Source organism: Nitrospirota bacterium (assembly GCA_016195565.1).
In the GTDB taxonomy this organism is placed as follows: domain Bacteria; phylum Nitrospirota; class Thermodesulfovibrionia; order Thermodesulfovibrionales; family UBA1546; genus UBA1546.
On sequence record JACPZK010000004.1, the window covers coordinates 105,102 to 124,159 of the forward strand.

17 protein-coding genes are annotated in these 19,058 nt (G+C 42.4%); 11 read left to right on the top strand and 6 right to left on the bottom strand.

Translation table 11 applies throughout. The annotated features are described in order from the left end of the window. The first annotated feature begins 188 nt into the window (after nucleotides 1–188). The 4 genes from HY035_01330 to HY035_01345 all read left to right on the top strand — a co-directional run bounded on the left by HY035_01330 (nucleotide 189) and on the right by HY035_01345 (nucleotide 3,008). On the top strand, nucleotides 189–539 hold the full coding sequence (locus HY035_01330) for a hypothetical protein (protein MBI3377031.1): 351 nt from the start codon (nucleotides 189–191) through the stop codon (nucleotides 537–539). A gap of 240 nt (nucleotides 540–779) precedes the next feature. Further along, nucleotides 780–1,364 (top strand): LemA family protein, encoded by a 585-nt coding sequence (locus HY035_01335; protein MBI3377032.1) that lies wholly within the window; start codon nucleotides 780–782, stop codon nucleotides 1,362–1,364. 241 nt (nucleotides 1,365–1,605) lie between these two features. Continuing rightward, complete coding sequence (locus HY035_01340) at nucleotides 1,606–2,367, top strand: TPM domain-containing protein (GenBank protein ID MBI3377033.1); 762 nt, start codon at nucleotides 1,606–1,608, stop codon at nucleotides 2,365–2,367. Then, nucleotides 2,367–3,008, top strand: coding sequence for a TPM domain-containing protein (locus HY035_01345; protein ID MBI3377034.1), 642 nt, complete (start codon nucleotides 2,367–2,369; stop codon nucleotides 3,006–3,008). Before HY035_01340 ends, HY035_01345 begins: the two co-directional genes overlap by 1 nt. 29 nt (nucleotides 3,009–3,037) lie before the next feature. On the opposite strand, the gene HY035_01350 is transcribed toward HY035_01345, so the two are convergent. From HY035_01350 to glnD, 4 genes are all read right to left on the bottom strand, one after another. Beyond that, the gene (locus tag HY035_01350) at nucleotides 3,038–3,889 is read right to left on the bottom strand and encodes an OmpA family protein (GenBank protein MBI3377035.1); all 852 of its coding nucleotides are present in this window, start codon (nucleotides 3,887–3,889) and stop codon (nucleotides 3,038–3,040) included. A gap of 148 nt (nucleotides 3,890–4,037) precedes the next feature. Then, complete coding sequence (bamA, locus tag HY035_01355) at nucleotides 4,038–6,728, bottom strand: outer membrane protein assembly factor BamA (protein ID MBI3377036.1); 2,691 nt, start codon at nucleotides 6,726–6,728, stop codon at nucleotides 4,038–4,040. A 53-nt stretch (nucleotides 6,729–6,781) separates the two neighbouring features. Next, nucleotides 6,782–10,711: a translocation/assembly module TamB gene (locus tag HY035_01360; GenBank protein MBI3377037.1), complete on the bottom strand. Its 3,930-nt coding sequence runs from the start codon at nucleotides 10,709–10,711 to the stop codon at nucleotides 6,782–6,784. Continuing rightward, a complete protein-coding gene (gene glnD, locus HY035_01365; GenBank protein ID MBI3377038.1) occupies nucleotides 10,690–13,161 on the bottom strand; it encodes a [protein-PII] uridylyltransferase in 2,472 nt (823 codons plus the stop codon). Before glnD ends, HY035_01360 begins: the two co-directional genes overlap by 22 nt. Before the next feature lie 205 nt (nucleotides 13,162–13,366). Between glnD and HY035_01370 the strand changes: the two genes are divergently transcribed. The 5 genes from HY035_01370 (at nucleotide 13,367) to HY035_01390 (ending at nucleotide 15,532) form a co-directional block, all read left to right on the top strand. Beyond that, nucleotides 13,367–13,600, top strand: coding sequence for a hypothetical protein (locus HY035_01370; GenBank protein ID MBI3377039.1), 234 nt, complete (start codon nucleotides 13,367–13,369; stop codon nucleotides 13,598–13,600). 203 nt (nucleotides 13,601–13,803) lie between these two features. Beyond that, the gene (locus HY035_01375; protein MBI3377040.1) at nucleotides 13,804–13,938 is read left to right on the top strand and encodes a hypothetical protein; all 135 of its coding nucleotides are present in this window, start codon (nucleotides 13,804–13,806) and stop codon (nucleotides 13,936–13,938) included. 55 nt (nucleotides 13,939–13,993) lie between these two features. Further along, nucleotides 13,994–14,323: a hypothetical protein gene (locus tag HY035_01380; protein ID MBI3377041.1), complete on the top strand. Its 330-nt coding sequence runs from the start codon at nucleotides 13,994–13,996 to the stop codon at nucleotides 14,321–14,323. A gap of 27 nt (nucleotides 14,324–14,350) precedes the next feature. Further along, nucleotides 14,351–15,145, top strand: coding sequence for an alpha/beta hydrolase (locus HY035_01385; GenBank protein ID MBI3377042.1), 795 nt, complete (start codon nucleotides 14,351–14,353; stop codon nucleotides 15,143–15,145). Nucleotides 15,146–15,268: 123 nt separating this feature from the next. Next, the gene (locus HY035_01390) at nucleotides 15,269–15,532 is read left to right on the top strand and encodes a hypothetical protein (GenBank protein MBI3377043.1); all 264 of its coding nucleotides are present in this window, start codon (nucleotides 15,269–15,271) and stop codon (nucleotides 15,530–15,532) included. A gap of 83 nt (nucleotides 15,533–15,615) precedes the next feature. Here the strand turns inward: HY035_01390 and HY035_01395 are convergent, their stop codons facing one another. Beyond that, on the bottom strand, nucleotides 15,616–16,887 hold the full coding sequence (locus HY035_01395; GenBank protein MBI3377044.1) for a beta-ketoacyl-ACP synthase II: 1,272 nt from the start codon (nucleotides 16,885–16,887) through the stop codon (nucleotides 15,616–15,618). A 134-nt stretch (nucleotides 16,888–17,021) separates the two neighbouring features. Here HY035_01395 and HY035_01400 point away from each other — a divergent pair, with 134 nt between their 5' ends. Then, a complete protein-coding gene (locus HY035_01400) occupies nucleotides 17,022–17,801 on the top strand; it encodes a helix-turn-helix domain-containing protein (protein MBI3377045.1) in 780 nt (259 codons plus the stop codon). A gap of 22 nt (nucleotides 17,802–17,823) precedes the next feature. Continuing rightward, nucleotides 17,824–18,495, top strand: coding sequence for a Crp/Fnr family transcriptional regulator (locus HY035_01405; GenBank protein MBI3377046.1), 672 nt, complete (start codon nucleotides 17,824–17,826; stop codon nucleotides 18,493–18,495). Nucleotides 18,496–18,499: 4 nt separating this feature from the next. Here the strand turns inward: HY035_01405 and HY035_01410 are convergent, their stop codons facing one another. Then, nucleotides 18,500–18,907, bottom strand: a complete 408-nt coding sequence (locus HY035_01410) for a cbb3-type cytochrome c oxidase subunit I (GenBank protein ID MBI3377047.1) — start codon at nucleotides 18,905–18,907, stop codon at nucleotides 18,500–18,502. Between the last annotated feature and the right edge of the window lie 151 nt (nucleotides 18,908–19,058).

Consider the following 19,058-nt stretch of genomic DNA (forward strand, 5'->3'; position numbering starts at 1 on the left):
GGCATGTGGGCTGAAAAAGCTTTACGGCAGATTGAATAAGTTCCTTATTGCCACGTCGCTATCTTTATGCCTTTCTTGTTGAATTTATCTGTAAGGGAGTTTAAAACAGGAAAGGTGGGGTTAATTTTGTCAACAAATAAGTTTTTTGTGATATATTAATGACATACAACTTATGAAGGAGGAATTTTATGGGACTATGGGACAGGGTTAAAAAGGACATCCAGAAAGGTGTTGATGAAAGTATTGCTGCTGTAAGAAAGGGAGCTACTGTTGCCGTTGAAAAGGCAGAGGAACTGGCAGAGGAAGGAAAGAGGAGATACAAAGTTTTTGAACTGAAAATGAAGGTTCAGTCTAATTTCACAGAACTCGGCGGGAAGGTTTACGACCTTGCTTCAAAAGGCGCCAAGAATCCCCTCCTTGACGCGAAAGTGCTATCTGCTATCAAGGGAGTAAAAAAACTTGAAGCTCAGATTGCAAAGCTTGAAAATCTCTCCCCTAAAAAGAAAGGCGCTCGTAAATCAAAACCAAAAAGAAAATAGCTGCGATAGAGACAACGAAAATAATCCCTCCTCGCCCCCCTTTAGAAAAGGTGGGATGGGGGGATTTACAGATAAATATTTGCGGCAATGCTTCCTGCAAATTGCGGAAAGCAGGATGCGCGGGATTTGCAGGATGTCCGGGATTTATGTCAAGATAGAATCCATAGCAAATTAAGCGAGCTAAATCTGGATTCCCACTTCCGTGGGAATGACACAAGGGAACTAAACAGGAGGAAACTAATGAAAAAACATCTGCTTTATCTTTTAATCTTGATAACTGTCTTCGCCCTTTCAGGCTGCGGTTATAACACAATGCAGGCAAATGAAGAGGCTGTAAAGGCAGCATGGGGTGATGTTGAGGCATCATACCAGAGGAGAAATGATTTAATACCGAATCTTGTAGAGGTTGTGAAGGGATACGCTAAACATGAAAGAGAAACACTTACCGCAGTTACAGAAGCAAGGGCAAAGGTTGGATCAATACAGATGTCAAAGGATATGCTCAACGACCCGAAGGCATTCACTCAATTCCAGCAGGCGCAGGGTGCGATGAGCAGTGCACTTTCCAGGCTCATGGTCGTTGTAGAGAAATATCCTGACCTTAAAGCAAACCAGAACTTCAGAGACCTTCAGCACCAGCTTGAAGGAACGGAGAACAGGATAAATGTTGCGCGGACACGCTACAACAAGGCTGTTGAGACTTTCAACACATCAATCAGGATATTCCCTAATAATCTTACTAACAAACTCCTGCTGCAGTTAAAGTCCAGAGAGCCTTTCAAGGCAGAGGCAGGGTCTGAAAAGGCGCCGCAGGTAAAATTCTAATTTGAAACTATTTACCAAGGCAGGATATAGTATTTGCGCTCATTCTCGTCCCGACAAGTCGGGACTCCGAGGTATTTTATCTCTTTATTTATCATATACAAACTGTTTGAATATCGATAAAATAAAACCGCTTAAAATACTATATCCTGCCTGTATTCTTTTTTTTATCTTTTTGTTTACTCTTTCAGCCCATGCCCTTGATGTGCCAAAACTACAGGGGCATGTTAATGATTACGCAAATATGCTATCCCCATCAACTAAGGCTGAACTGGAAAAAGAGCTTAATTCTTTTGAACAGACAGATTCAACGCAGATTGTCATCCTCACAATCCCCTCTCTTGAAGGAGAAGTCTTGGGGGAATTCAGCATCAAAGCTGCTGAGGCATGGATGATAGGACAGAAAGGGAAAGACAACGGCATAATCATCACTGTTGCAAAACAGGAAAAAAAGATAAGGGTTGAGGTTGGCCGCGGGCTCGAAGGAGTATTGACTGACCTTGCTGCGGGAAGAATCGTTAACCTTGTTATAGAACCTAGATTCAAAAGAGGTGATTTTGACGGAGGTTTTGTCGCGGGAGTGCATTCTCTTATTGACGCAACAAGGGGAGAGTTTAAGGCTGATAAAAATCATTTGCCCAAAAAGAAGGACACCATACACAGCTTCTTAACAATTCTTATCTTTGGTGGAATAGTTTTACTATTCATAGGAAGCATGTCACGCATCTTTGGAGGCGTATCAGGAGCAATAGGCCTTCCTGCGCTGGTACATCTGGCGCTTACTCCAATCGGGCTTATTGCATTTATCATCCTCTCTGCTTCAGGATTGCTTGCAGGACTTTTCCTGCCAAAACTTTTCTCCTCAGGCGGCCATCATGGCGGCGGTTTCTGGCCCGGCGGAGGATACTATGGGTCAGGCAGTGGTTTTAGCGGAGGAGGAGACTTTGGAGGCTTCAGCGGCGGAGGCGGCAGTTTTGGCGGAGGCGGAGCATCAGGAGACTGGTAATGGAAAATAATTCGAAGGCAAAAAGATTTTTCACTGAAGAAGAGAAAAAAAGGATAGAAGAGACAACCCGTGATGTTGAATCCCGCACCATCGGAGAGGTTGCCGTAATGGTTGTTGGCTGCAGCAATCAGTACATTGAGGCGGAAATATTGGGAGGGATATTTCTCGGAGGCATCATCTCGCTGATTATAACCGCCTTATACTTTAACTCGTCTGTCTGGTCCTTCATTCCTGTGAGTTTTATCTTGTTTTTCCCGGCAAGCTTTCTATTCAGGAAATTTCCTGTTCTTAAAATTTCATTTATCGGCTTCAGAAGAAAAGAGGAAACTGTAAGGCAGAGGGCTGTAAGGGCGTTTTATGAAAAGGGGCTTTATAAGACCAGAAAAAATACCGGGGTTCTGTTCTTCATCTCCATCCTTGAAAGAAAGGTCTGGGTGCTTGCCGATAAAGGAATTCATAAAAAGATAGAACAGGAGACTCTGAATAAATTTGCGATAACCGTATCTCAGGGGATAAAAGAAGGCCGTGCCTGCGATTCTTTATGTGATGCCATAAGAGAAACCGGAGCGCTTCTTGCAAAACATTTTCCTGTAACTCCGGGCGATACAGACGAGCTTTCAAATAAAGTGATGACTGAATAAGGGCTCAGCCATCACTTATATTCAACTCCTTACTTTGCAATCCTGTCTGAGTCAACCGGGATCAGAACTATCTCAATCCTGCGGTTCTTTGACTTTCCCTCTTCCGTGTCATTTGATTCAATAGGCTTGTATTCTGCATATCCCGCGGGGCTGAGAAGTTTAGGGTCAACACCTTTTTCCTGAAGATACCTTAACACATTCGTTGCCCTTGCGTTTGACAGCTCCCAGTTAGTCGGAAATTTCTTTGCTATCCTCGGCCCTATCTTGACATTATCCGTATGCCCTTCAATCCGTATCTGTTTGTCGGTGACTTTCTTGAGTATTTCGGCTACTCTGTCAAGCACCTTCTTCCCATCCTTTTTCACATCCGCGCTTCCTGAATCAAACAATATCTTGTCCACCATGCTCAGCGAAAGTTTATCTCTGAGCTGCGTAACCGCTATCTCGCCTTTCTTTATCTCGTCCTTTAATTCGTCAACAAGGTTGGTATATGTTTTTTTCAGCTCTGCTACCGCCTTGTCCTTCTCTTCTATGGCCTGCGATTTTTCCTTTGAGAGTCCGGCTATCTCTGTCTTTAACTCCGTTATCTGGGCGTTTTTTGACTTTAATTCATTTTCAAGTTCTTTTATCTTCTGTTCTTTTTCAGACAATTTTGCCTTAGTGCTGACCAAATCCCTTGTCAGTTCATCCTTATTTGCTTCAAGCATGGCCTTGAGCGCCGCCTTCTCCCCTTCCCTTGTCTTAAGTTTTTCTTCTAAAACCGAGACATCCTTTTTAAGATTATCAATATCACTGAGCCTTGCCTTATGTTCCTCTGTTGACACACAGCCGGAAAAGATCAGAATTCCCAGAACAACAGACAGCATTTTTATTGTTCTCATAAATACACCTCCCATTCTTAAATTACGAGTTAAGAGTTAAAAGTTATGAGTTAAGGATTTTATTTTTTTAACTTTTAATTTTACACTTCTAACTTTTAACTTGTTTCCTGATTATAACAATTCAGCAATGACTCTGCAATGCTCACATTTAGAACGCATGCCCGATGCTGAAATGCACCTCTCCCCTGCTTTCACCTGTTTCTCTGTCCAGTTTATGGCCATAGTCAATCCTCAGAGGGCCCACAGGCGTATTGTATCTTATGCCTGCACCGGCAGTATATTTTATCTCTGAGAGCTTTATATCGCCGTTTTTTTTCCATACATTGCCGCCGTCAAGAAATGTTACAAGGCCAAACCCCTTGCCAATAGATGTCCTGAGTTCAAGATTTGTCAGGATAAATGCATTCCCGCCTGTCGGAGAGCCGTCAGCGCCTTTAGGCCCCAGCGTATCCTGTTCATATCCGCGGACAGTAGTCCTGCCGCCGAGAAAAAACCTCTCTACAAGCGGAAGCTCTCTTGTCTTCTCAAAACCCTGAGACATCCCGCTTTTTAAAGAAACCGCAATAACAAAATTTTTACTCAACGCCTTATAAACACTTCCGTTGACTATTGCTTTTACAAAATCAGTTTCTGACAGAAGGTATCCCGATGCGGTTTTCACGGATATCCCGGCAAGCACGCCTTTTCTGGGGTCAAAAGGATTGTCCCTCGTATCGTAGACTATACCCGGCCTTATCCCTGCAATAGCAAGCGTTCCCACATCTTCTTTCGTAAGGATAACATCAGGCTTCACCTCAAAAGTTTTGACTAATGAAAAATCATAAAAAATCTCACCTTTCACCCTTTCGCTGAATTTCTTCTCAAAGCCTACGCTCGCAGTGTGCCTTCTCAGTTTATACCGCGTCTCACGGGTCTCCATGCTTTTCTCCGTCCTTTCTTCTTTTATGAGCAGCGCCTTGAAGGGAAGAGGTTTTTCTAAGAACCACGGCTCGGTATAATTCACTATATAACGCTGCTCAAGCGTACTGATTTCAGTCCTGAATGATAGCTGCCTGTTCATTCCAAAAAGATTTCTGTAGCTTACATCAAATGACCCCCTGAACCGCTCATAATCCCCGTATCCAACACCAAACTCAACAACCCCCGCATTCCCTTCCTTCACCCTGACATGAACATTCTTCACATCGCCTTCTTTTTCTATCGCATCCACATCCACCTCAGTAAACAAACCCAGCCTGTAAAGTTTCTGCCGCGTCTTCGTGAGGAGAGATGGATTAAAAGGAGCGCCGTTTTCGTAGAGCATTTCTCTCTTTATTACCTCATTCTTTGTCTCCGCATTGCCGCTTATTACTGTTTTCCCGAACAAGGTTAGTTTTCCTTCATCAATCTCAAAAATGATCTTCACCCCTTTTTCTCCGGCTTCCTGCTTTATATCAACCTTTGAGTCAATAAAACCGTTACTCGAATAAAGGTCAATAATCTTGTATCTTGCATCCGATATATCAACTTCATTGTAAGGATCCCCTGTTTTTATTCTGACGGCATTTATTATTTCTTTTTTTGAGATAAAAATTGCCCCCTTTATCTCAATACCTTCTATCAAGGTCTTTGCGCCTTCTTTAATTTTTATTATAAGGTCCGCCCTGGAATCTTTTACTGCAATCCTGACGTCATCTATCGCCGCGTTCAGATAGCCGAGCGCGTTATAAAACTCTGTTAATATTGCTTTGTCTGACTCTATAAGGTCTGGATTGTACAGCTTCCCTTTTTTTAAGAGCATTACATCTTTCAGATTTTTTTCAGATATGGTTATTCCTTCGAAAGTTACAGAATTAACAACAACCTCGCTCCCCTCAAAAATAAAAAACCTGATAATAACAGTGTCTTTGTTTGATGTTATAACAGGCGCTATCTGAACAAAAGGAAACCCCTTAGTGTAGTATAAGGACACAATCCTTGATATTGCCTCTTCAACCAGGTCATCCCTGAAGTCTTCAACCTCAAAAAACGGAGCCTCTTTAGTGAGAGTCTCTGAATTCAGCGCCGAGTTGTTTTCAAAAACGACTTCGAGCTTCTTACCCGGGTCTATGTTAATGTCAAGATTGCCATTGCTGAAAGTATAGGGGCCGACAACAGGCTTAAGAAAATTATTTTTCTTATAATAAAGCCTTATTCTCTCTATTTCTTTTCTTAAGTTAACCTGGTCATATATGTCGCCTTCCTCTATTTTAATCAGTTCTTTATGACCTTTCGCTTCCGCAGGCCCGATGATTTTGATGCTTTTTATTATCTCAGGCATTCCCTCGTCTATTGTAAGTAAAAGATTCACACTGTAAGGCGCGCCTGCATTCTCTACAGCCAGTTTTATATCTGCGTGAGGAAATCCCCTTTCATGCAATGCATTCTTAAGCTCCTTTACGGCATCTTCCATACGGTCATGACTCATAACTTGATCTTCTTTTAATGAAAAATGATTTCTTATTATCTTCTTTGAAAGGCGTTGGTTTCCGGCAATAACGATTTTCTTTATTATATCTCTCTCCCTGACCCTTATTATTATGAAGGTTCTGTCTTCATCATTAATTTCAACAGATATGTCCTCAAATATCCCCTTGAGAAACGCCAATTTCAATCCGGCGCGGACAGCTGAAGGGTTAAAGACATCACCAACCTTTATGTTTAAAAGGTCCAGAAGTTCTTCGCTCTTCATGGAATGCAGCCCTGAGACATCAACTTTACTGACTGCAGCGTATGCTGTCTCAGCAGATACAACAGAGGGATGAGCAAGAAACGGTGTGAAAATAAAAATCAGAGCTGATAAAAAAATAGTTTTTATCATTCTTCTGCGTTTATCTGGTAACCATAAGCATTTCATTTTGGATTCAGCCCTTTTTATTTAAATTCAAATCTGAACTTAATATCTCCGCCGACGCTGCCTTTTTCATCCCGCACGCCAACCAGTGAGACATTTTTATCAAGAATATACTCAAGTTTAAGCACCTGTTCCTCGGTAGAGCCCACGGCAGATGTGTAAGTCACAAAAAGTTTATCGCCTAAAAGCCTCTTTGATGCGGTAACTCTCGGGCCTACCGTGCCTGTGGACTTTGACACATAAGGGTCTACCTGAACCCTGTCAATGCCGGTTATGCTCTTTATCCTTTCTTCAAAGACATCCTGAACCTTGCCTGTCAGAAACGAAGCAGCTTCGCCGGCTCCAATTCCTCCCTCAAGGCCTTTTAATTGTTTCCCTATTTGCCCTACAGTAAGCAAGCTGAGGATATCCGTCTCCTCAAGTGGCGGATCAGAAACAAGAGAGAGGTTAAAACGCTCCATTTGTCCTTCAAGGCTCAGTCTTATGTTGTACCCTTTCACTATTGTCTGTGCGACGATCTCCATTACAGGGTTTATCCTGTTCTGGTCAGTAAAATCAGCGCTTGCGTTCAGTATTCTGAATTCATTGTTCCTGAAATAGACCTTGCCCTCTTTGGACTCAACCCTTCCGAAAAGGAGCGGATGCCCTATCGCGCCTCTCAAAACCATATCCACTTTCAACGGCGCACGCGCTATGTTGTTGTCCACAATGATATTCTCTGCTCCATATATCTTCACATTCAATACTGCTTTTTCTGCCCCTGTCAGTTCACCCTTCGGTCTTTCTGTAGTCTTTGCCTTGAGAAGCCAACTCTTCCATTCTACCCTCTCTCTATACCTAGCCCTGTTTACTCTTACATCGCCGGTAATATTCTGCGCATCAAGAGTCCCTTTATAGAGAACATTGCCGTGAAAATTAACAGAGAAATCTTTGGATACGGAAGTTGTGATGTTGTTCAGTTTTGTATCGAGATAAAACCTCTTAAGATTAAAACCGCTGATATAGACAACACCCGTCGCATCTATATCTCCGCCTCCAAGTTTTCCGGAGAGTTTACGTATAACAATCCTGCTTCCCTCAAAATAAAATAAACCGTTTATTGAACTAACTCGCTGGTGTATGTCCTTTAATCCGAACAGCCCGTTGCTCACATTGAGATTGCCGTTTATCTGAGGGTTGTCCCATTTACCTGCTGCAGTCAGGGCGAAATCAGCATCGCCCCTCAGAACGCCAATCTTATTTGAAAATCCCTTCAGAGGAGAAAGCGCTGAACTCCCTTCAAGCGATATATTGTACTCTCTGCCTATTTCCATACTGCCCCGCATGCTGAAAGAGGCATTTCCGCTCCGCATCGTAAATGCGGAAAACGACATCTTTCTATTATCAAATCTGAATTCTATATCCGAATCATTGGAAAAGCTGTGTCCATAAAGAGCCGCATTAACCTGATTTAAAACCGCAGAAGCTGAAAAGGTTTTTCTGGTTCCCGACATAACCGCATTTCCCTTCATATTGACTACAAGGTCCTCAGGAACATCCTTCAGCAAAGCTGACAGAAGAAAATCATATCTGCCTGATGTCATGGTAAGCTCTCCACTCCATGGCAGTAAATCACTCAGATATCCCTTTCCTTTCATAATCACCTTCTCATTAAAAAGCACTGCGCTGAACAGAATATCCTTATTTTTAATAGAAGCATTTATGGCGCCTGCGCCAAGCAGTTTGCCTTTAAATGTTCCGCCTGATAATTGCCCGTTTATAGTTATGGAGGGATTATCAAAAGTGCCTGAGCCTGTTGCATTTATATTCAATACCGCATCGTCAGGCATGCCTCTCAGTCCCATATCTTTCAAGAATAGTTTACTGCCGGATGCGCTGAATGAAAACTTCTCTATATCTGAAATCCTCCCCTCAACAGTCATTGCAGAGCCGCCTTTCTTAATAAGAGCCCTTTTTACTGCGATGTCTTTATGCCTATAGGAGAAATCAGTTGTCAGAGAGTCTGCTGAAAATTTATAAGCCTCTGCATTGATTACAGTTGCAGAGCCCGAATATTCAGGATAGGAGGCATTGCCTGTTAGCTTAAAGTCCGTATTCAGTCTGCCCTTCAATGGAAGTTTTTTATAAAAGGCTGTTACCAGCCTTTCAATATCAGCGCCTCTTAATGATACTGCAAGGTTGTAATCAGGCTGTTTCAAATCGAAAATCTTCTTTGCAGCGTTAAACTTTACATATCCTCTTGCAGTGTGCTCCTCATCTTTTGCTTTAACAGATAATTGCTTTATCTCAAGGATATTTTTCCTGTAAGACAGCTCGCCGGAAACATTATCAAGACCGTAACCTTTTAGGGATGCTGAATTCATACTCACTGCGCCGCTTATCAATGGGTCATCAAATTTTCCGGTTATTGTGCCCGTAAATTCGCCCGTCCCTTTCAGAAGGTCAAAATAAGGAGACGTGAGGTCTGCAATGTCATGAGTTATAAGCCTGCCTTTAAGGTTGAGCGCTGAAGCAGACATAGCAACTGTGCCGTTTATATCCAGCGCTGACTTATCAGTCCTGATTTCCGTATTAGAAAGAGAAAGCATATCACCCAGCACCATAAATTCACCTTTAATCCTCTTTACTCTCCCTATTAAATCACTCCCCGTATGCTCGCTGTTGTAACTGAACCATCCGGAGGGATTAAATTCGCTGTCAGAAGAAAAAAGCTCTCCTTTTACCTTGCCCTTCGGAGCCGCTATATCCATACCGATAAGCTTGAAAGCCGGCTGACTGTCAACATCCGTAAAATTCACCCGCACTGAATAATGATCAACTTTCGGCATTTTTAAAGCTGCCTCTGCGTCTGCCCTGCCATTGTAAAGCTCTGCCTTACCGTTTTTGAAACTCATGACTCCGTTGCCGTAAACTATATTGCATTTGAGTCTGTCCACAGCAACATCAAAAAGATTTCCTTTTTTTAACGTTGCGTCCGCTTGGCCCGTAATCTTTGAACCCGCTCCGCTTATCTTCCCGTCAAAATCCACCCAGCCTTCAACTCTCTCTTTTACTTTGAGAAGTTCCATCAAAGACTGAAGATAAAAATTGCCGCTGACTCTGATATCCACAAAAGGAGCGCCTTCTCCAAATTTTATATCGCCCTTTGCAAATATCTTTCCCTCACCGCTCCTCTTCAGCCCGAAAACTTTTTTTACAGAATCAGCGGAAAGCTCAATAGCTGTCTTTATATTGCCTTTTCCTTCAGCAGAATAAAAACCGCCTGCCTTCAGTTCTGAATCATAGGCCCTGAGAGTGACGTTCTTTATATCAATTCCGTCTTTCCTGAAAAACAATACAGCATCTGCGCTAACTTTCAATTCAGGGAAACCCTGAATATTGGAGATAAATTCTTTTATGCCGGCTTTCATTCGCGTGGTTTCACCTAACAGAATCTCACCGCTCAATCCCTTGCCCCTTAAAACAGCGCCATACGCAGGATCATAAAAGCCAAATCCTCCGTCACGCACTTCTATCACATCCACAACAACTTTCATCTTCTTGGGGTCTTCCTTGCTCAAATACTCTTTAACCCTCTTGATGATGTCCTCCGCCTGTTCCCTGTCAGTCCATAACTCCGGCTCTTTCAGCACTATTCTTTTAAGCGCTATTTTTTTTCTCCGTATTGCGGACAGCATCGGATAGCCCTTTATCCTGTCAACAGTCAAAACCCTGTTGCCCTCATCATCAAACAACTTCACGCCCTTTGCCTCAATGAATAACGGGAATAAATTAAGGTATATTGACTGGGCTATCACCTTGCGGCCTGTCATGTTCTCAAGTTCCGGCAGTATTATTTTCTTTAATGCATTTGATATGTGCGGGCCGCGGGAAACAAAGATAATTATCCCTATGAGCAGTACGCCCGTGGAAAGATATGCTATTCGTTTTATCCTTTTAGATTTTTCCATAGAGATTCCAGCAATTTCACAGCCTTAAGCCCGTTAACCTTTTTGCCGTCATGCTGAATATAAAAAACATCCTGAGCAATGCCTGATTCAGTATTAACCCTTGCCGATATTATATTCAGCCCGCTTTCATGCATAAGATTAGACACATCATAAAGAAGGCCGTGCCTGTCCTGTGAAAAAAATTCAACGACCGTGCTTTCCTCGGAGGTCTCATTGTCAAGTTCCACAAACACGTCAAATTTCCCGTTAACCTTTTTTGCGATACCGCGCAGAATTATTGATTCGCCTCCTGCTGCAACATCCTTCAGCCCGTTTTTAATAACATCTTCCATTTCATTCCACCAGAGTTCTTTCCAGTTTGAAATTTGAATTTTATCAATAATGAGTCCATTTTTACCAGTATACAGCCTGGCCCTTACTATATTCAGCCATTTTGAAGAAAGAAACCCGACTATCCGTGAAAAAAGCCCGGGGCTGTCCCATGCGCCGATTATTATCTCTGTTATGCCTCGTGCTTTTTCGCTTATTGATACTGCAAAACCGTCACTCCGGACACTGCGCGCAAGGTTGTAATCCTCTTGTATTTTTTCAGGAGGCGTTGAGAGCAGATACTTCTCAGGCATCTCATTAATGAAACTGCTTAATCCCTCTCTGTCAGCATCTGCGCAGGAAGACAGAATACTTTCTATATAAGCCGCAGGGTCTTTCCTTATTCCGCGGAGATGATTTAAGGTCCTTTCATAGAGATCTTTAAGGAGATAGGCCTTCCACTCTGTCCAGAAATCAGGATTGACGGCAGACATATCCGCATAGGTCATAAGACAGAGCGCCGTCAGGCTTTCTTCGTCGCTTGCTGAATCAGCAAACTGCGCTATAACCTCAGCATCCTCAATCTCCCTTTTTAATGCAAAAACAGACATCAGGATATGGTTTCTGACAAGGAATTCTATCCTTTGGCGTTTCTCAATATCAATATTGAACCTCTCCACAATATTTTTAAGCCTTTTGTATCCTTCCTCTTCATGATACCTGCCTGCAGCCTTGCCTATGTCGTGAAAGAGCAATGCCATGAATAGTATTTCTCTCTCCTTTATATTCTTCATAATTTCGGCGAGATGTTCAAGGTTTTTATACTTTGTAGCAGCCAAGCTCTCAAGGTTCCTTATTGCAAGCATTGTATGTTCATCAACAGTATATCTATGAAAGGGTTCATGAATCACAAGAGACTTCAATGCGCCGAATTCAGGAATAAATCTTCCAAGCACGCCTGTTTCATGCATCTCCCTGAGGGTCTCATATACCCTTTCCCCCTTAAACACCTCAAGAAAGAACGCTACAGCCTTGCGGGAATTCCTGACCTTTCTGCCAACTAAAAGCAAATTGCGCTTAATATCTTCCCTGAGAGTATGGCTGAAATATCCTCCTGTTTTTGAAAAGGCGTAAAAAGCCTCCATAATGCCGATAGGGTTGTTTTTTAAAAAATCCTTCTCTGATGAGATAATCACGCCTTTATACAAAATAAAATTATCCGTTATCTTTTTCTTTCTTGCTGCTCCCCATCTCCCTGTAATCAGCCATTGCCTGAGGCACATGCCTGATATTGTGGATGCTATCTCCTTTACGGCGCTCGCCTTAAGGTAAAAATACCGCATAAACCTCTCCGGGCCCGAAAACTTCTTTGAATCATTAAACCCCATCTTTTTTGAAACATAATCCTGTGCGCTGAATGAAAGAGCATCATCCCTCCTGCTGCTTATGAGATGCAGGCAGAATCTCACTTTCAGCAGAAAATCATATGCCTTAATAAGCCTCCTGAAATCATTCCTTGAGGTAACATCTGATATGCCTTCAATGTTATTAATCTTCAGCGCAATCTTTGAAAGCCATAGCACTGTGTGTATGTCCCTGAGCCCTCCCTGCCCTTCCTTTACATTCGGTTCAAGCAGGAACACCGAGCCGCCGAACTCCCTGTGCCTCTTCTCCATTTCTTTCAGCTTTCCGCTTATGAAATTCTTCTGCTTTCTGTATGCAAGCTCCGGATAAACTCTCTCATGAAAGCTGTTATATAATCCTCTGTCTCCGGCGATAAACCTCGCTTCAAGCAAAGATGTATGCGTGCGCAGGTCTTTTTTTGCCTCTGCAATACATTCATCAGCAGTCCTGAAGCAGTGGCCGATTGTAAGCCCTGCATCCCATAGTTTATAAAGCACGGATTCAACTTTTTTTGAATCTGTTTTATCATCTGCAAAAAACATAATATCAATATCAGAATAAGGAGCAAGCTCTGCCCTGCCGTATCCTCCAGTTGCAATAAGGGCGATAGGTTTCTTTGATTCTATCGAATTGAAAATCCCTGAAAGAAAGTCGTCTATCTTTTGAGTGTAAAAAGCTGCAAGCTGCCGCCCGCTTAATCCGTCAAAAACCTCTTCGATATCCTTAAAAAAGTCCACTTAGTATGATACTATATGCAGTATGATTTAGAGTAGGGATGAGAGGCAGAACTCAGCGTCTTAAGGTGTAGGCAATATAATCTCTCCTTTGTCTTCCTTAATGCTTCGTCTTGTGCTATATTGTTTTAAATTGTCGGAAAAGGCAAATGTTCGGATAAAATTGTGAACTATGAATAATAAGAGATAAAAAGGTAACGTCAAATCTATGTTCAAAAAAGAAGCCAAGTTTATGCTGTATGTTCTTCTGGTACCGATTATGCTTGGCGTCCTTGGTGCTTTGATAGTCCCAAGACTTTTTAATAGTGGATGTAAAAATGCAATAATTAAAGAAATATTATCGCCAGACCAAAAAAGAAAAATAGTCGTATTTGCTCGTGATTGTGGTGCTACTACTGGCTATAGCACGCAGGTTTCTCTAATATCGATAAAAGTAAAGTAAAATGAGAGTAAAATTGAGAGTAAAATGGGACGGTTCTATTTTCTTGACAAGAAGGATGTAATGTGATAGATTCTGTGCATGCCGAGAACAGCAAGGATAGCGCCGAAAGAAAATGTTTATCACATCTTAACAAGAGGGAATAATCGTCAGGATGTTTTCAAAACAAAGAAAAGTTTAAGTTCAAGATTTATCACTACGTATTAATGAGGAATCATATACATCTTGTGCTTGAAACGACGGAGAGAGGCGGCAGCATGGCTGAGATAATGAAAGGGATAAACCCAGTTTTTCAAAGGCAGATACAGGCACATAGGGCATTTCTGGCAAGACAGATATAAGAGCATCTTAATATCGAAGGATGATTATCTTCTTGCATGTGGTAGTTATGTAGAATTGAACTCTGTAAGAGCAAAGATAGTTGAAGACCCGAAAGATTATAAATGGAGCAGTTACAGTGTATATGCATATGGGAAGAAGGATTTGATAGTAGATGAACATTCAATCTACAAAGACCTATCAAAAGACGAAGCAGAAAGAAGGAAGAAATACAGGGAATTTGTAAGAGGGATGATTAAGGAGAAAGAAGCAATGAAAGGCGAGATGAATAAAAGGGTGTTATACGGCAGTGAAGATTTTATAGAAAAGGTGACTAAGAAATATAAAGTTGAAGCAGTGATAAAGCCGAAGGGGAGGCCAAGAAAGGATGAAGATGATGAAAAATAGAACCGTCCCATTTTTCCCATTTTTTTTATGAAACAGATATTAGCGATATTTCTGGTGGCTCTATCGTTTTTCTTTAGTCCTGTTACCTCTGTCCAAGCATCCGAGAAAGTGATTGATATTCCTACACGCCCCGGTGTAACGCAACGATTCCTCTATCTATCTCCAGAGAATCCTAAAGCCGCTGTTATCCTGTTTGCCGGCGGCCATGGCGGACTCCAGATATCTCAATCAGGCACGTTCACATGGGGGGAAGGAAACTTCATAGTGCGAACACGTCACCAATTCGTTGAACGAGGTCTGGCAGTAGCGGTTATAGATGCCCCTTCTGATCGTCAAAGTCCTCCATTCCTCGGCGGCTTCCGTCAAAAACCCGAACATGTCGCAGACATAAAGGCCGTAATTACATGGCTCAAAAAACAAAACAATGTGCCCGTCTGGCTTGTCGGAACGAGCCGAGGAACCCAATCCGCTGCCTTCATTGCTACACAGCTCGGTTCCAAGGACGGCGGCCCTGATGGGCTGGTATTGACCTCAACAATACTGTCCGACGACAAAGGACGTCCCGTGCCTGAAATGCCGTTAGAAACAATTGCTATTCCTGTTTTAGCGGTCCACCATGAACAAGACGGCTGCAAGCATTGCTCATACAGTGAAATTCCGCGTCTTATGGAAAAATTGATGGCAGTTCCCAGAAAGAAATTGATCACCGTCAAAGGGGGCGAAAATCGTGGTGATCCCTGCAAGGCCTTTGCGTATCATGGCTTTAATGGCATAGAAACAGATGTTGTCGCTAGGATATCTGAATGGATCAAGCAAAAATAATAAAGAATAATTAGGGACACATCCCATTTGTGCTATTGTGCTATGAACAAGCATATAATAAGCCCAAGGGCTGAGGGACACTTCCCATATTTCATAAAAATCTTTACATATAAAGGATGTTAAATGATACTTAAGAGAACCAATCGCGTTTATTACACAAGGTCAGATGGTTATCCTCAAATCAGGGTCTATCACAAAAAGGGTTTAGGGAAGAAGATGCCGCGATACCTCTTGAAATGTGGTTGTTGCGACGAGAAGTTGGAAATATACTATGACGACGAAGGACTTGAAATAAATGGTGTGAACGGTTCGATAGATGATTGGCGTGAGATTTTTCTTCCACTATTGCGGATTAAGCAGAAAGGCAACAGGCTTATTGTCAAATAGTGTTAACCAAAAATATTAATTATCCTAACAACTCACTCCAGCTGACACGGTAAAACCGTGCTGCTGATTTCAGACGTTCTAACTCAAACCTTCTTAAACGCCAGCACCGCATTCACGCCGCCGAATCCGAATGAATTTGAAACTGCGGTTTTAATCTCAGCCTTTCTGGTTTCAGTGACATAGTTCAAATCACACTCAGGGTCTTTTGTCTTAAGGTTTATAGTAGCGGGAATTATGCCCTCATAAAGACTCATTAATGTAACAGCCGCCTCAAATGCGCCTGATGCCGCAAGCATGTGCCCTGTCATTGACTTTACAGCGCTTATCGGAATTTCATAAGCCCTTTTGCCAAAGGCAAGTTTTATAGCCTCTGTTTCTGCCTTATCACCGAGAGGCGTTGATGTGCCGTGCGCATTGATATAATCCACATCTACGTGCAATAACCCCCCTTCTTCCATCGCAATCCTTATCGCCCTTGCCTCTCCCTCTGCGCCGGGCCTTGTCTGATGGAATGCATCCGTGGTATTTCCGTATCCTATAATCGCGCCATAAATCTTCGCCCCTCTTTTTAAGGCAGACTCATAATCTTCAAGGACAAGAACAGATGCGCCTTCTGCAAGAACAAAACCGTCTCTCGTTTTATCAAACGGCCTGCTTGCTGAGGCGTCGTTTCTTTTTGATAATGCGCCTGACACGCCATACCCTTCTACGCACAGCCTGCATATCGGAGCCTCTGTGCCTCCGGCAAAAACAGGGCCATCGTATCCTGACTTTATCAATCTGTACGCCTCGCCTATTGCATTTGCGCCTGATGAGCAGGCATTCGATACGCCAAGACAGTGCCCTTTTATCCCGAGCTTCTGAGCCACATAAGACGCTGCGGCATTCACGCTTGTTGAAGGCATGAGATAAGGGGAAAGGCGTGATGCGTGATGCGTGGTACGTGATGCGTATATTTTTTCCAATTCCCTTTCAATTGTGGTAATCCCGCCTCTGCTTGAGCCGATAATCACACCGCCTGAAGCGAGTGACGAGTGACGAGTGACGAGTGACGAAACTTTATTTTTTTCTGATGGCTGGAGCAGTCCTGCATCTTCTGCCGCCATAAAAGAGGCAGCAACCGCATACTGAACAAAGGGATCAAGATGGGTCATCTCTTTTTGAGACAGATACAGTCCTGCATCAAAGCCTTTTAATTCTCCTGACATTTTCCACTTCATCGGGGGAACATCAAATCTTGTTAGAGGAGCTATGCCCGATAATCCTTTTTTAACAGACGTCCACGATTCATGGAATGAATTACCCAGAGAAGTGACTGCGCCGATGCCTGTTACAACAACTTTTCTCATTGTCAACTATGATAGCATATCTGGTTTACAATGACGCCAACTCAAAGCCTGCCGCCTCTTAAGTAGTTCCAGTCTTAGAACAAAAAGTTTTCCCTACCATTTCCTATGTTAATTATGTTATCTTTTCCAGAGAGGAAAAGGTGCCCGGAGAAATCCTGAAAAAGAAGCGTGAAGAATTGGGGTATAACCTCAAGGAAATTGCCAAGACCCTGAAAATAAGATCCGATTATCTAAAGGCAATTGAAGAGGGAACCTTTGAAAAACTTCCCGTAGAGGTTTATACAAAAGGCTACATCAGAGAGTATGCCAAATTTCTTAAAACAGACCCTGAAGCTGTTATAAAGGCTTATATAGAAAAGATATCGCCTCCTGTAATAGAAAAACAACCTGACCCTATTACTTCTGCTGAAAATACCATTAAAGAAGAGAAAACCGATAAAAGATACTCCGCGACTGCAATCACGCTGTCAGCAGTGGCAGTTGCAGCTTTATTAATTGCTTTATCCTTATTTGTTTTTGCTCCTGAAGAACCCAAAACGCCTCTGCCTGAAAAAACAGCGCCAACACCGCCCGCGCTGCAGAGCGTCAGCCCAGTGCAAGAAAAAGAAAATACTGAAAAAGCAAAAACAGAAGCTGCGGCAAATCCACAAGGAGAAAAAACAGCGAAAGAACACAGCCTTGAGATTCTCGCTTCAGACAAAACATGGATTCTTGTAACTATTGACAATACTGAGTCAAAAGAACTCCTTCTAAACAAAGGCGAGTCGGCAAAGCTTTCGGCAAAGAACGGCTTTTTTCTGAAAATCGGAAATGCCGGCGGAATCAAACTGATATTTGACGGAAAGGACATAGGAGCGCCCGGAGAAAATGGCAAGGTCATAACACTCAATCTTCCGTCCGATAAAAACTTCAACCGTTAAAAGAAACGACCTCCTTAAGACAATGATTGACTTTAAAAAAATTCCGATATTCAGCACGTTAAACGCTTCCGACATGGAGGAAGCAAAACCTTACCTCATCCCCGCCAAATTCAAGAAAAAAGAGGTTATATTTTCCGAGGGAGATTCGTCCGACTGGCTTTATGTCGTAATTAAAGGCAAGGTCAAGATTACCAAGCTCTCACAGAGTGGAAGAGAAATCATACTTGAAATCATTTCTCCGATGGATTTTTTTGGCGGAGTTGCCGTAATGAGAGGCTTCCCCTACCCCGCAAATGCCGTTGCGATGGATGATGCGGAGCTTCTAAAAATATCACGCAGCAACTTAATGCGCATACTCGACAGATTCCCCAACCTTATGTATTGTATGGCGATGAATATAGGCGACAGAATCAAAGGCTCCCATGAGGCGTTGAAAAACATTGCTGTTGAAAAAGTTGAATCACGAATAGCCTCTTTGCTCATAAAGCTTGCTGATAAAGCAGGCAGCAAAACTGATGGCAGCATTACTATCGACATGAAACTTACAAAACAGGATATTGCCGAGATGGTCGGAACCACTGTAGAGACATCCATAAGGACAATGAGCAAATTCAAAAAACTCGGCATTGTCTCAGAAAAAAGCGGAAAGATATTTATAAAAGACTTAACCAAGCTTAAATCTCTTTGCAGTTAGCCCTTTACTCTGCCGCCTTTGAATAGAGTGTTGCAATCATGTTATAGAAAAACATAAAAATTGAGACTGCCTCAACCACTCCGAAAGCAGCGGTAATGCCTCTGTAAGAATCTGTCTGATTATAAATACCGAGAGTATAGAACAACAGCATTCCCACAAGACCAATATTCGCAAGCCAGAACTGAACCTCTCCTATAGTCTTGCTCTTCAAAAATCTGCCTGCAAATTTAGGGAGTATGTGGTAACCAACCCCAAAAATCATCATCGAAACCCATCCAAGCAGCATAAGATGAGAGTGCACAAACTTAAATTGCATCAAAGACGGATTGCCGAACATGAATATCCCAAGCACTGCGGCGATTGTGAGATACACAATGCTCATCAAGATAAAGTTTTTAACAAATCTGTCCATAAAGCCCTCCTGTGTTTTATTTATACATAAATTATATCATTACATATACGATTGCTATGATAAATGTCATAAAACGGCAGCTCTTAGCAATTAGCTTTATATGACATATATCATAGAACTCTTACCTAAATCAGTGTAATCTAAAATCAAG